The organism is Luteibacter aegosomaticola (assembly GCF_023078475.1).
Lineage (GTDB): Bacteria > Pseudomonadota > Gammaproteobacteria > Xanthomonadales > Rhodanobacteraceae > Luteibacter > Luteibacter aegosomaticola.
The window spans coordinates 1,645,223-1,658,451 of sequence record NZ_CP095741.1; the positions used below are offsets into that span (position 1 = coordinate 1,645,223).

Here is a 13,229-nt window from a genome sequence, read left to right on the forward strand (position 1 = left end):
CATGCAGAAAGTACGCGTTCTCATCGTCGACGACTCGGCCCTGGTCCGTAAGGTGCTGAGCACCATGCTCGAGTCCGATCCGGGCATCGAGGTGGTGGGCACCGCGCCGGATCCGCTGATCGCGCGCGAGAAGATCAAGGCGCTCAACCCGGATGTGCTGACGCTCGACGTCGAAATGCCGCGCATGGATGGCCTCACGTTCCTCGAGAACCTGATGCGCCTGCGCCCGACGCCGGTGGTGATGGTTTCGACGCTGACCGAGAAGGGCGCGGACGTGACCCTGCGTGCGCTGGAGCTGGGCGCCGTGGATTTCTTCACCAAGCCCTCGGCCGATCTCGCCAACACCTTCATGGAGCACGCGCCGGAGATCTGCGCCAAGGTGCGCCTGGCCGCTGGCGCGAAGCCGCGCGAGCGCACCACCGTGCAGAAGATCGATAAGGTGGACCTCTCGCTCGGCAAGCTGGAAGTGGCTCCGCGCCTTTCCGCCGATGCCGTGCTGCCGCGCGCGCAGACCCCGGGCAGCCGCGGTGGCCAGCGGATCATCGCCATCGGCGCCTCCACCGGCGGTACCGAGGCGATCCGCGTGGTGCTCGAAGCCATGCCGCCGACCGCGCCGCCCATCGTCATCACCCAGCATATTCCCGCCGCCTTCAGCGGCCCCTTCGCGGCGCGCATGGACACCTGCTCGGCGATGAAGGTCTGCGAAGCGCGCGACGGCCAGCCGATCCAGGCCGGCCACGTCTACATCGCTCCCGGCAGCCAACACCTGCTGGTCATGTGGGACGGCGCACGCCATGTGTGCCGCCTGCACGATGGCCCGCCGGTGAACCGGCACAAGCCGGCCGTCGATGTGCTGTTCCGTTCCATGGCCGCCAGCGTCGGCGCCGCCACCGTGGGCTGCCTGCTCACCGGCATGGGCGACGACGGTGCGCGTGGCCTCGGCGAGCTGAAGGAAATCGGCGCGCACACCCTCGTGCAGGATGAAGCCAGCTCCGTGGTCTGGGGCATGCCTGGCGCCGCCTGGAAGGCTGGCGCGGCGGCCGAGATGCTGCCGCTCGACAAGATCGCCGAGCGCCTGCTTGCGCTTGCCCATACCCCCATTCCCGCCGCCGCCGCACGCGTCGGTACCTGAAGGAACAAGAGACGTCACCATGGTCATTCCGAAGAACGAACGCATCACCGGCTTCGCGGTCAGCGCTATCGCGCTGCTCGCCGTGCTGGTGTTCCACGCCGCCTGGGTCGCGCCGCTGGTCGTGGCGCTGCTCACTGCTACCTGGATCGCGATCGCCCTGCGCCCGCGCTTCGAAGACGAGCCGGTGGTCGAGCTCGTGGTGAATAACAGCACGCAGGCCGACGCCCAGTCGGTGCGCGATGCGATGGAAGATGTGCGCAGCGCCATCGTCGATGAACTCGGCCATGCCAGCCGCGAACTGCACCAGGCGCTCGACCTGGTCCGCGATGCCGTGGCCGAGCTCGGCGGCGGCTTCAACGGCCTGTCGCAGAAGACCGGCAAGCAGCAGAAGCTGCTCGGCGAGATCATCGAGAGCGGCGGCAAGGGTATTTCGGTGCAGGACTTCGCATCGCGTACCGCGGGCTTGCTGGAGCACTTCGTCGGCCTGATCGTGCAGCTCTCCCGCGAGAGCCTGCGCATCGTCTACCGCATCGACGGCATGGCGAAGGAAATGGACGCCGTGTTCGCGCTGCTGAAGAACGTGAACACGATCGCCGAAGAGACCAATCTGCTGGCGCTCAACGCCGCGATCGAAGCGGCGCGTGCGGGTGAGTCCGGCCGCGGCTTCGCCGTGGTGGCCGGGGAAATCCGTAACCTCGCGCAGCACAGCAATCAGTTCAATGAAAAGATCGGTACCCACGTGGAGCGTTCGCGCACCGCGATGGAGCAGCTGCGTGAACTGGTCGGCCGCATGGCCTCGCAGGACATGAACGTGGCCCTGCAGGCCAAGGGCGATATCGACACGATGATGTCGACGATCACCGAGAGCAACGCCCGCACCAGCGCCGCTGCCGACGAGGCCGCTTCGATCAACCGTGGCCTGGGCAACGACGTGTCGACCACGATCCGCTCGCTGCAGTTCGAGGACATCCTGAGCCAGTTGCTGCACCAGACCCGTTCGCGCCTGGTCGAGCTGCAGGAAATCACCGCCGATTGCACCCGCGATATCGAAGAGCTGGCCTGCGCGCCGTCCGACGCGGCCGAACTCAGCGCCCGCGCCCAGCGTGTGCGTGCCCGCCTGGCCGAGCAGCGTGAGCGTGCCCGCCTGCGTGCCCGTGGCCCCGCCCTGCAGCAGTCGATGGCTGCTGGCGATATCGACCTGTTCTAAGGGGAAGCACCATGTCTATTACCGTTCATAACGATACCGAGCACGGTTGCCTTACCCTGCACCTGGGCGAGCGTTTCGATTTTTCGATCCACCGTGCGTTCCACGACGCCTGCCTGGGCGATGTAGCGCAGGCGCGCAGCTACGTCCTGGACCTGGAAGAGGTTGCCGGCATGGATAGCTCGGCGCTGGGCATGCTGATGCTGCTGCGTGAACACGCGGGCGGCGATCGCGCCGAGATCCGCATCGTTAACGCTAGCGCCGATCTTCGTAACACCTTGCGTATTGCAGGCTTCGATAAGCTTTTCACCGTGCATTGAGAACGGCGTAAGACCGATTCGCTTCACGGAACGCCTCCTTCGGGAGGCGTTTTTTTTGCTTTGTAAGGAAGGCTCTACGTTTTGTTCGGGTGTTCTTCGCATGCACGAAACAAATCGCCGTTTTTGCTTTACGTAACGTTACTTACCGGCCTAATTTGCGTAAGCGGCAAAGTGTGCGCGGCGTCTCATTAATTCGCGCCCTCAAAACAGGGGGGCTCATTTCGCGAATTGAGGAGGGGCGTCATGAACGAGCAGGGCTTTGGCAAGGTGTTCACTCGCACGCTTTTGGCTGGCGCGATCTTCGCTGCCGCCGCATCGATGGCTGCCTGCAGCGGTCACGGTTCCACGCATTCGGGCGGTGGCTCGGGCGGTACCGTGAATCCTGGTGGCGCCGGTGGCAGCAGCGGCGGTTCAGGCGATAACGGGGGTGGTTCGGGTGGTACCGGCGGCAGCGATGGCGGCTCGGGTGGCGGCACCGGCGGCACCGGTGGCGGCACGGGCGGTGGCACTGGGGGTGGTACCGGAGGCGGCACGGGCGGTGGTACTGGCGGTGGCGACGGTGGTACCGGTGGCGGTACAGGCGGCGGCGACGGTGGTGGTACCGGCGGTGGCGGCACGGGTACACCCGTGGCTCATAACGCTGTCGGAGGTGCCGCGACCGGGCTCGGTGGCATCATCGCCTCGGTGGGCTCGACGCTGAGTGGCGTGGGTGCGCAGGTGCCGGTGACGACGGTCCTGGGCGGCACCAATGGCCTGACCACGGCGTTGGGTGGCACGGTGGATGGTCTCGGTGGCGCCGTTACCACGCTCGGCAACGGCGTGACCGATGGCCTCGGCCAGATTGGCAACACCAGCGACCCGGTGGGCACCACGACCGACGTGCTCGGCAACGTCGTGACCCAGACCGGTTCCGCTGTGAACATCCTCGGCGATGGCGTGGGCACGGTGGCGGCGGGTACGCCGATCGCGCCGATCACCAGCACGCTGGGTACGGTCGTGTCGAACACGGGTAGTGGGGTGGAAGCCCTCGGCACGCAGCTTGGCACCGCGTTGAACTCCGGTGCGGCGAACGGCCTGACCAAGACGGTCAGCGACGTGGTGACGCCGATTGCGGCATCGCTCGGTACGGCTGCCAGCCCGGAGAACTCCACGAACCTCGTGGCTGCCGTGGGTACGGGTGGCGGCTCGATCGTGTCGGGTGTGAGTGCGGGCGTCGGCTCGCTGGCGTCGGCGGTCCAGGCCAACCCGGCACCGGGTGCACTGAGCCCGCTCAGCACCACGGTAGGTGGCACGCTGCAGGCCACCAGCAACACGCTGGGCGCGGCGGGGACGGTCCTCGGCACGGGTCTCGGCAAGGCGCCGGACGCGAACCCGGTGGGCACCACGCTTACGGGTGCGGGCGTCACGGTGGCGTCGGTCGGTAACGTGGTCGGTAACGTTGGCACGGGTGCGCTTGCGCCGCTGTCGCCGGTGACCGGCGCCGTCGCGACGACGGTGACGCAGGTGGGTAACGGTGTGGCCAGCGTGGCGGCGAGCCAGCCGCTTGCCCCGGTGACGGGTGCGCTGAATACGGTGGTCAATGGCGTCGCGAGCGCCACGACCTTGAGCAATACGACAGGTGGGAACGGCCAGGCAGGGTCATCGGACCCGCTGGGTGGCTTGCTCGGTGGAGTGAAGGGACTCCTCCGCCGCGACAGCGCCGGGCGGTAAGGCAGGGCGGGGGTGGCGCAACACCGCTCCCGCATGCCTTGTAGGGACGGCGCCGGCGGCGCAACGCCGGCGCCACGCTTTGCACGATCACCTTAAAGGACTTCCATGAATCGATGGTTCGGTTGCCTGCTTGGCATGGCCGTCGTGAGCTCCGCCACCGCGCAGGTACGTGCGCCTGCGAACCCGCTGCAAACCCTTCCGCGCACCGAGGCACCCCGCCAGGCGCCGGTCCAGGTTAGCGTGCAGGCCCCCAGTGAGGCGCTCAAGGCGCTCCTTGCTACCCCCATTACGCCCAGCCGTTTCGACGTGGTGGGTCTGAAATCCATCCCTTCCCCGCCAGTAGCGGCCCTGTTCGCACCCATGCGTGGCAAGACGGTTACCGTGGGCGATCTCGTCGCCGCGGCGGACAAGGTCACCGCGATGTACCGCGAGCATGGTTACGCGTTGTCGTTCGCCTTTATCCCAGGCCAGGACTTCGCCAACGGCGTCGTCCGCGTGACCATCGTCGAAGGCTATGTGTCGAAGGTGGACCTGCGCGGCGACACCGGCAACATGGATAAGCGCCTGCGCGCCATCGCAGCGCATATCGTCGGCGAGCGTCCGCTCACCCAGGCGACGTTTGAACGGTACACGCAGTTGCTTGGTCAATTGCCTGGAGCAAAGGTGAGCGCCAGCGTGCCTGCGCCTACGACGACGGATGGCGCCACGAGCCTCGTGCTCGATGTGACACGCAAGCGCTACGACCTCAGCTACGGTCTCGATTTCAATCACCCCGGCACGCAGGGTGTGTTCTCGTTGCTGGAGAACGGCCTGACCCCGCTGGGCGAGCAGCTCAGCGTTTCGACCCTGTTCCCCAACGGTGGCAGCCAACGCCTGTACAACGTCGGTTGGACCGAGCCGTTCGGTTCCGACGGCTGGCAAGGCAAGGTGGATGCCACCCGTTACTGGGGTACACCCGATACCGACAACCAGTTGCCCTCGTATCTCGACCATCGACTTACCCAGGATCGCCTCGCGCTTTCGGCGATCTATCCGATCACGCTTTCAAATACCGAGCGGCTGAACCTCACGCTGGGCACCTACGCGTCGCGGCAAAGCGATGAATACCGCAACGTGGAAACCGGCGTGTCGCTTGCACTGCAATCGAGCGTGCGTGTGCTCAATGCCGAGATCAGTTGGCTGAAGGTGTACGCCAAACGGACGCGGCAGCTGAGCTTTGCGGTGTTCCATGGCTTCGATGCGTTTGGCGCGTATTCGCGTGCGGTGAGCAATGTGGCCGGGCAGCTTGCCGTAGCGATGCCCGATGTGAAGTTCACCCGCTACACGATGAACGTGGCGCTTGCCGATCCCTGGCCCCACGGCTTTGGCACCGTCTTCCGCGCGCAGGGCCAGTACAGCGATAACGCGCTGCCTTCGACGGAGCAGATCAACTTCGGCGGCCCCAGCTTTGCATACGCTTACGACCCGGGCGACGCGGCGGGTGACAGTGGCTGGGCGGCATCGGGCGAGTTCAACCGTGGATTTACGGTGGCGTCGAAATGGGTGACGGGGCTGACGCCCTATGTCGCCTACCAGACGGCGCGTGTCTATCTGAACGGCTCGAAGCCGCTGATTAACCGCCTCGATTCCGCCGCGATCGGCCTGCGGGCGACGGATGGCAAGCACTATTCCGTCGATTTCGCCCTGGCCAAACCCACCGGCGATACGCCGCCGGAGAGCAAGCACCGCGACCCGCGCTGGAACCTGACGTTCAGCTACAACCTCATGTAACACGGCTGATACGGTGGCTGTTTGCCACATCTTCACGGGCACGGCGCCACGATGCGCCGTGAACCCGTCCGGACGCCGTGCCATGCCCCTGTCCCTGTATCCCTCGCCCTTGCGCTACCACGAGTCGCTGGAACAGATCGAACCGGACGAAGTCGATACCGCCGAGCAGCTCATCGCGACGCTCACCGATATCAACCAGACCACGCTCGAACATTCCGGGCGTGCCTGGCGCTCGGTACACGCGAAAAGCCATGCGCTGCTGACGGGCGAACTGGTCGTGCCGAACGACCTTCCGCGCGAACTGGCGCAGGGCATCTTCGCGAAGCCGGGCACGTACCCCGTCGTGCTGCGCTTGTCGACGGTCCCGGGCGATATCCTCGATGACAGCGTGTCCACGCCGCGCGGCATGGCATTGAAAATCATCGGCGTGGAAGGCGAGCGGTTGCCGGGTAGTGAAGAGGCGACGACCCAGGATTTCGTGCTGGTGAACGGACCGGCTTTCATCGCGCCCAACGCGAAGAAGTTCGCCTCCGCGCTGAAGCTCACGGCCGCGACGACCGATCGCGCGGAAGGGGCGAAGAAGGCGTTATCCGCCGTATTGCGCGGAACGGAGCGCGTGCTCGAAGCGTTGGGCAGCCGTAGCAGCACGCTCATCGCGCTGGGCGGCCAGCCCGAGACGCACCCGCTCGGCGATACCTATTACAGCCAGGCGCCGCTGCGCTTCGGCGATTACGTCGTGAAGGTAAGTGTGGCGCCACGCTCGCCCAACCTCACGGCGCTCACCGGGGCCACGCTCAACGTCAATGGCAAGCCGGATGGCCTGCGCGATGCGATGCGCGAACACTTCGTAGCGCAGGGCGGGGAATGGGACCTGCGCGTGCAGTTCTATACCGATCCCGAGACCATGCCGATCGAAGATGCCTCGGTTCCGTGGCCTGAGGAGAAAAGCCCGTATCTCGAAGTGGCGCGCCTCGTTGTACAGCCTCAGCCCGCATGGAACGAAGCGCGTCGGGCGGCGATCGACGATGGCCTGGCCTTCAGTCCCTGGCACGGTGTGACGGCACACCGCCCGCTAGGCTCGGTGATGCGCGCGCGCAGGCTAGCCTACAAAGTGATGGCCAAATTCCGCGCCCACCACAACAAGGTAGACATCAAAGAACCCAAAACCCTAAGCGACCTAAACCTCTCGTAGGAGCCCACCCTGTGGGCGACCTCTTTCGCGACGGCGCTGCAGACCCTGTGGCGCTACCGCGAACGGCGTCGCCCACAGGGTGGGCTCCTACCGCGAAAGATGTCGCCCACAGGGTGGGCTCCTACGGGAGATGCGCTGGGCTTTTACCAACCCATGTAATGGCCACCGTTGATGGCCAGGTTGGAGCCGGTGATCCAGCTGGATTCCTCAGAGGTAAGGAACGCCACCGCGTGCGCGATCTCATCCGGCCGGCCCAGGCGGCCCACCGGGATCTGCGCGATGATCTTGGCGCGGATATCTTCCGGCACGGCCATCACCAGGTCGGTGCCGACATAACCCGGCGAAACCGTGTTCACGGTGATGCCGAAGCGTGCGTTTTCCTGGGCGAGCGAGATGGTGAAACCATGCACGCCGGCCTTGGCCGCTGCGTAGTTGGCCTGGCCGTACTGGCCCTTCTGCCCGTTGATCGAGCTGATCTGCACGATGCGGCCCCACTGGCGCGAGCGCATGCCTTCGATGACCGGGCGGGTGACGTTGAAGCAGGCGTTGAGGTTGGTGTTCACCACCTCGGTCCACTGCTGGTAATCCATCTTGTGGAAGGTGGTGTCGCGGGTGATACCGGCGTTGTTCACCAGGATCTCGACCGGGCCAGCCAGTTCCTCGACGGCGCGCACCATGTTGGCGGCCGAGACCGGATCGGCGACGTCGCCGGGCACCATCACCACATCGATGCCGTCGCGGATCATGTCTTCGCGCCACGCAGCGGCACGGGCTTCATCGCGATAGTTGGTGGCTACCCGATGGCCCTGGCTGGCCAGGTAGCGGACGATCGCTGTGCCGATGCCACCCGTGCCGCCGGTGACCAGTGCCGTGCGTTGCGTCGTACCGTGCTTCATGACTCGCCAGGATCCCGTAGAAGGTTGGCCCGCCGTCCGGCAGGCAATCTGTTTTTATAGCGTCCGCGTGGCGGTAAGACTACTGCGGCGAAGCGCCGCAGGCTCGAAAACCTCCAGCGCCGCGGCCAGTGTGGCCGCCGGTGTGTCGGCCGGGGGCACGTCCAGGCCGAGCCAGGCAAGTGCGCGGCATAGGGCCGGGAGTGGGTCGGCCGGGTCCACGGGCAAGGCCTGCTCGGACTTGGAAAGCTTCTTACCCGTGCCGTCGAGGACCAGGGGCAGGTGCAGGTATCCGGGGTGGGGCAGGCCAAGCAGTTCCTGAATGTAGATCTGCCGGGCGGTCGAATCGAGCAGGTCCGCGCCGCGGACGACGTGGGTGATGTCCTGGAAGCCGTCGTCGACCACGCAGGCGAGCTGGTAGGCCCACAAGCCTTCCACCCGGCGCAGCACGAAATCGCCGGCGACCTCGCGCAGGTTCTCGGCTTGCGGGCCCTGCAGGTCGTCGACCCAGTGGATGGTGCGATCTGGCGAGCGCAGGCGCCACGCGGGCGGCCGCGCGGGGTCAGGCCTGGCGATGCACTGGCCATCCCGGTGAAGCCCGCCATGGGCCGCGAGATCGGCGCGGCTGCACCAGCAGGGGAAGACGTGGCCGGCAAAGCGCAGGTGCTCGAAGGCGGCTTCGTAGGCGCTGTTACGGTCTGACTGGAAGATCACGGGTTCGTCCGCTTCGAACCCGAACGCGGCGAGTGCTTTCAGGATGCCGTCGGCCGAGCCGGGAACCTCGCGTAGGGGATCGATGTCTTCCACACGCAGCAACCACGTTCCACCCGCGTGACGGGCGACCAGCCAGCTGCCGACAGCTGCCACCAGCGAGCCGAAATGGAGGGCGCCGGTGGGCGAGGGCGCGAAGCGTCCGCGGTAGCTCATGCGGTGGGACCGGGCACGGGTTGAGACGTTTCTCACGGCGTCAGGGACGGGGCCGCGACAGTGTAGGCGATCGACACCCCGTGCGGCCCGCGCGGGGCGGGCCATGCGCCATCGGGGCATTGAATCATTCAGTGTCCGCCCCGAAAAATTAGGGTAGGCGGCGCCATATAGCCAGCCGCTTTGAAGAGAGAGCAACCATGTTCAAACGTATTGCCTTATTCCTTGCTACCAACATCGCGGTCATCGCGCTGCTCAGCATCGTCTGCCACCTCGTTGGAGTCGACCAGTGGGCGGCGCAGCGCGGCATGGGCTTGGGCGGCCTGATCGTCTTCGCCTCCATCTTCGGCATGGGCGGCGCCTTTATTTCGCTGGCCATTTCCAAGTGGACGGCGAAGATGAGCACGGGCGCCAAGGTCATCACCGAACCACGCAACGAGACGGAGCGCTGGCTGCTGGAGACCGTGCGCCGCCATGCGGACAAGGCCGGCATCGGCATGCCCGAGGTGGCGGTCTACGACGCGCCGGAGATGAATGCCTTCGCGACCGGTATGTCGCGTAACAACGCGCTGGTGGCGGTGAGCACGGGCTTGCTGCAGCAGATGGATCGCGAGCAGGTGTCGGCGGTGCTGGGCCATGAGATCGGCCATGTGGCGAATGGCGATATGGTCACGCTGACCCTGATCCAGGGCGTGCTGAATACGCTGGTGATTATCGCGGCGCGCATCGTGGGCCGGCTGATCGATAGCTGGCTGAGTGGTGGGCGTGAGCGCGAGGGTGAGGGTGGTATCGGTTATTTCGTGACGGTGATGGTGTTGCAGATCGTGTTTGGTCTGTTTGCGTCGATGATCGTGATGTGGTTCTCGCGCTGGCGTGAGTTCCGCGCGGATGCGGCGGGCGCGAACCTGGCGGGCCGCGCGTCGATGGTCTCTGCGTTGCAGCGCCTGTCGGCAAACCACGGCGAGACCTCGTTGCCGCAGACGATCCAGGCGTTCGGTATTGCGGGCCATCTGGCGACCGGCCTGAAGCGCCTGTTCATGAGCCACCCGCCCATCGAGGAACGCATCGCGGCGTTGCAGAACGCCCGCTAAGCCTCCTTAAAAACCGCCCTCCGGGGCGGTTTTTTTTGGCTTGGTGCCTGTGGGACGGCTCGCCTTCGGCATCGCGTTGGGCTGGCTCGGCTTTCGCCATCGCTTTAGCGCTCGTACGTGGTCGCAGGAGAGCCCTCGGCGCCCACCCTCGCTGCTCAGACAGGTCCTCGTCGTTCGAAAGGGATGCCCCTCCGGGGCCATGTATTTGATTGGCCTACGGCCGCGAACCGGTCGCCGGGCGGGGGTTTGAAACTCGCCATCCTGGCTCGGTTTCAAACGAGCGGCCATCCATGGCCGCTCCCGCCTGCGGCGGCTGTTCCCGCCCGTCGTCCTCGCCTGCGAAACTCGCCTCGAGGGTGGGCGCCGAGGACTCTCCGAGGCACTGAGGGCGTGTGATTGGAGAGCCGGCACCACGGTCGTAGCGGCAGACCTTGTCGCCCGAGGCACAAACCCACCAATAAGCCCGTGGCATTTCTGTAGGAGCCCACCCTGTGGGCGACGCCGTTCGCGGCAGACTGCGGATCTTGCGGCGTCTGGCCCTTAATCGATCGTGCCGTACGAGAGGGCCTGAGCGTTTGGGCGAAAGATGTCGCCCACAGGGTGGGCTCCTACGGCCGGGCGTTTCGGTCGTTTGTCAGGCGTCAGACGCCGCCCGGTCAGCCGTGTTGTCGGCGGTGGCTTTCCCACCGATCTGCCTCCGTGTGTCCGAGAGCCCTTGGCGCCCACCCTCGAGGCGAGTTGTCGGAGACGAGGCGGGCGGACGGGAACAGCCGCCGCAGGCGGGGCCGGCCATGGATGGCCGGTCGTTTGAAACCGAGCCAGGAAGGCGAGTTTCAAACCCCCGTCCGCACGCCGGTTCGCGCCCGTAGGGCAATCAGGTACATGGCCCCGGAGGGGCTCCTTTTCGAACGTTGGAGACTTGTCTGAGCAGCGAGGGTGGGCGCCAAGGGCTCTTTCCGGAGACGTCCGAGCGCGACCGCGATGGCGAACGCCGAGCCCCGCGAAGCCGAAGGCGAGCCAGACCGGAAGACTTTTCTTTCGCCCCAAGACCCCCATAATCCCGGGTCTGTCCTACCTTGAAGGAACGGCATCGTGAGCCAGGAAACCCGTAAATTTGAAGCCGAGGTCGCCCAGGTCCTGCACCTGGTCACCCACTCCCTCTACTCGCACAAGGAAATCTTCCTCCGCGAGCTCATCTCCAACGCCTCCGACGCCTGCGACAAGCTCCGCTTCGAAGCCCTCGCCAACCCCGGCCTGGTCACCGAAGACGCCGAGCTGCGCATCCAGGTCACCTGGGACCCGGAAGCTCGGACCATCAGCGTCCGCGACAACGGCATCGGCATGAGCCGCGAAGACGTCGTTGCCAATATCGGCACCATCGCCAGCTCCGGTACCCGCCGCTACCTCGAAGCGCTTTCCGGTGAGCAAAAGGCCGATTCGCGCCTCATCGGCCAGTTCGGTGTCGGCTTCTACTCGGCGTTTGTCGTGGCCGACAAGGTCACGGTGATCACCCGCCGTGCGGGCGAACCCACCGACGGTGGCGTGCGCTGGGAGAGTGATGGCAAGGGCGAGTACACCCTCGAGGAAACCAACGTCGCCGAGCGCGGTACCACCGTGGTGCTGCACCTCAAGGCTGACGAAGACGAGTTCCTGAAGGGCTGGAACCTGCGTCAGCTGGTCACGAAGTATTCCGACCACGTGGCCTTCCCGATCCGCATGCCTGAAGACAAGGACGGCAAGCCGGATCCCACCGAGTGGGTCACGGTGAACTCGGCCTCGGCGCTGTGGGCGCGGCCGAAGAGCGAGATCACGGACGAGGAATACAAGAACTTCTACAAGGCCCTCGGCCACGATTTCAACGACCCGCTCGCGTGGGCGCATAACCGCGTGGAAGGCAGCCAGAGCTTCACCACGCTGCTGTACGTGCCGGAGCAGCCGCCGTTCGACCTGATGATGGGCAATGGCCGCGAAGAGCGTAAGGGCCTGAAGCTGTACATCAAGCGCGTCTTCATCATGGATGCCGCGGAAGAACTGCTGCCGAACTACCTGCGTTTCGTGCGCGGCGTGGTGGATGCGGACGACCTGCCGCTGAACGTGAGCCGCGAGATCCTGCAGCAGAACCGCCAGCTCGAGAAGATCAAGGCGGCATGCGTGAAGCGCGTACTCGACCTGCTCGAGAAGGTGTCGCGCGACGAGCCGGAGAAGTTCGCCACGTTCCTCGCGGGCTTCGGCAATACGCTGAAGGAAGGCATCGTTGAAGATGCGTCGAACCGCGAACGCATCGCCAAGCTGCTGCGTTTTGCCTCGACGAAGGGCGAGGGCGCGGAGAAGTCGGTGTCGCTCGACGATTACATCGGCCGCATGGCCGTGGGCCAGGATGCGATCTGGTACGTCACTGCCGATAGCTACGCCGCGGCCGCCGGTAGCCCGCAGATCGAATCGCTGAAGGCCAAGGGCATCGAAGTGCTGCTGATGTCCGACCGCATCGACGAGTGGATGCTCGGCTACCTCACCGAATACAACGGCAAGCGCCTGCGTAACGTGGCCAAGGGCGATTTCCCGCTGGATGAAGCCGACAAGGCGAAGCAGGAAGCCGCTAACGAAGCTGCGGGTCCGCTGCTCGAGCGCACCAAGGGTTTGCTGGGCGACAAGGTGAGTGAGGTGCGCGTCTCGGCACGTCTCACCGATTCGCCGTCGTGCCTGGCCCTGGCGGATTTCGACCTGGCCCCGCACCTTGCGCGCCTGCTGCGTGAAGCCGGCCAGGACGTGCCCGAGTCGAAGCCCGCGCTGGAGCTCAACCCCGAGCACCCGCTGGTGAAGCGCCTGGCTGCCGAAGGCGACGACAGCAAGGCCGGCGACCTCGCCAACCTGCTGCTCGAGCAGGCCGAAATCACCGCTGGCGCCCAACTCACCGACCCCGCCGCGTTCGTCCAGCGCATGAACCGCGTCCTGCTGGGCTGAAGCCCCTTGTAGGAGCGCGCTTGCGCGCTCCT

At 65.8% G+C, this 13,229-nt stretch carries 10 protein-coding genes; 8 read left to right on the top strand and 2 right to left on the bottom strand.

What is annotated here, in order from left to right:
• Window position 1: 1 nt before the first annotated feature.
• The 6 genes from L2Y96_RS07210 to L2Y96_RS07235 all read left to right on the top strand — a co-directional run bounded on the left by L2Y96_RS07210 (window position 2) and on the right by L2Y96_RS07235 (window position 7,328).
• On the top strand, window positions 2-1,132 hold the full coding sequence (locus tag L2Y96_RS07210) for a protein-glutamate methylesterase/protein-glutamine glutaminase (protein WP_247334720.1): 1,131 nt from the start codon (window positions 2-4) through the stop codon (window positions 1,130-1,132).
• A 19-nt stretch (window positions 1,133-1,151) separates the two neighbouring features.
• Complete coding sequence (locus L2Y96_RS07215; protein ID WP_247334722.1) at window positions 1,152-2,339, top strand: methyl-accepting chemotaxis protein; 1,188 nt, start codon at window positions 1,152-1,154, stop codon at window positions 2,337-2,339.
• A gap of 11 nt (window positions 2,340-2,350) precedes the next feature.
• A complete protein-coding gene (locus tag L2Y96_RS07220; RefSeq protein WP_247334727.1) occupies window positions 2,351-2,656 on the top strand; it encodes an STAS domain-containing protein in 306 nt (101 codons plus the stop codon).
• Between the two features lie 243 nt (window positions 2,657-2,899).
• The gene (locus tag L2Y96_RS07225; RefSeq protein WP_247334736.1) at window positions 2,900-4,366 is read left to right on the top strand and encodes a collagen-like triple helix repeat-containing protein; all 1,467 of its coding nucleotides are present in this window, start codon (window positions 2,900-2,902) and stop codon (window positions 4,364-4,366) included.
• Window positions 4,367-4,471: 105 nt separating this feature from the next.
• Window positions 4,472-6,136: a ShlB/FhaC/HecB family hemolysin secretion/activation protein gene (locus L2Y96_RS07230; RefSeq protein WP_247334738.1), complete on the top strand. Its 1,665-nt coding sequence runs from the start codon at window positions 4,472-4,474 to the stop codon at window positions 6,134-6,136.
• Between the two features lie 82 nt (window positions 6,137-6,218).
• On the top strand, window positions 6,219-7,328 hold the full coding sequence (locus L2Y96_RS07235; RefSeq protein WP_247334739.1) for a catalase family protein: 1,110 nt from the start codon (window positions 6,219-6,221) through the stop codon (window positions 7,326-7,328).
• Between the two features lie 143 nt (window positions 7,329-7,471).
• On the opposite strand, the gene phbB is transcribed toward L2Y96_RS07235, so the two are convergent.
• Both phbB and gluQRS read right to left on the bottom strand, forming a co-directional pair.
• Window positions 7,472-8,224, bottom strand: a complete 753-nt coding sequence (gene phbB / locus L2Y96_RS07240; protein WP_247334747.1) for an acetoacetyl-CoA reductase — start codon at window positions 8,222-8,224, stop codon at window positions 7,472-7,474.
• A gap of 54 nt (window positions 8,225-8,278) precedes the next feature.
• The gene (gene gluQRS, locus L2Y96_RS07245) at window positions 8,279-9,148 is read right to left on the bottom strand and encodes a tRNA glutamyl-Q(34) synthetase GluQRS (RefSeq protein ID WP_247334751.1); all 870 of its coding nucleotides are present in this window, start codon (window positions 9,146-9,148) and stop codon (window positions 8,279-8,281) included.
• 197 nt (window positions 9,149-9,345) lie between these two features.
• Here gluQRS and htpX point away from each other — a divergent pair, with 197 nt between their 5' ends.
• Window positions 9,346-10,236 (top strand): protease HtpX, encoded by an 891-nt coding sequence (htpX, locus tag L2Y96_RS07250; protein ID WP_247334753.1) that lies wholly within the window; start codon window positions 9,346-9,348, stop codon window positions 10,234-10,236.
• A gap of 1,092 nt (window positions 10,237-11,328) precedes the next feature.
• Window positions 11,329-13,197: a molecular chaperone HtpG gene (htpG, locus tag L2Y96_RS07255; protein ID WP_247334756.1), complete on the top strand. Its 1,869-nt coding sequence runs from the start codon at window positions 11,329-11,331 to the stop codon at window positions 13,195-13,197.
• The last annotated feature ends 32 nt before the right edge of the window (window positions 13,198-13,229 follow it).

Bases quoted from the DNA above. Each gene is read 5' to 3' on its own strand.
- L2Y96_RS07210 (WP_247334720.1), top strand. From the start codon at position 2: ATGCAGAAAGTACGCGTTCTCATCGTCGACGACTCGGCCCTGGTCCGT.
- L2Y96_RS07215 (WP_247334722.1), top strand. From the start codon at position 1,152: ATGGTCATTCCGAAGAACGAACGCATCACCGGCTTCGCGGTCAGCGCT.
- L2Y96_RS07220 (WP_247334727.1), top strand. From the start codon at position 2,351: ATGTCTATTACCGTTCATAACGATACCGAGCACGGTTGCCTTACCCTG.
- L2Y96_RS07225 (WP_247334736.1), top strand. From the start codon at position 2,900: ATGAACGAGCAGGGCTTTGGCAAGGTGTTCACTCGCACGCTTTTGGCT.
- L2Y96_RS07230 (WP_247334738.1), top strand. From the start codon at position 4,472: ATGAATCGATGGTTCGGTTGCCTGCTTGGCATGGCCGTCGTGAGCTCC.
- L2Y96_RS07235 (WP_247334739.1), top strand. From the start codon at position 6,219: ATGCCCCTGTCCCTGTATCCCTCGCCCTTGCGCTACCACGAGTCGCTG.
- phbB (WP_247334747.1), bottom strand. From the start codon at position 8,224: ATGAAGCACGGTACGACGCAACGCACGGCACTGGTCACCGGCGGCACG.
- gluQRS (WP_247334751.1), bottom strand. From the start codon at position 9,148: ATGAGCTACCGCGGACGCTTCGCGCCCTCGCCCACCGGCGCCCTCCAT.
- htpX (WP_247334753.1), top strand. From the start codon at position 9,346: ATGTTCAAACGTATTGCCTTATTCCTTGCTACCAACATCGCGGTCATC.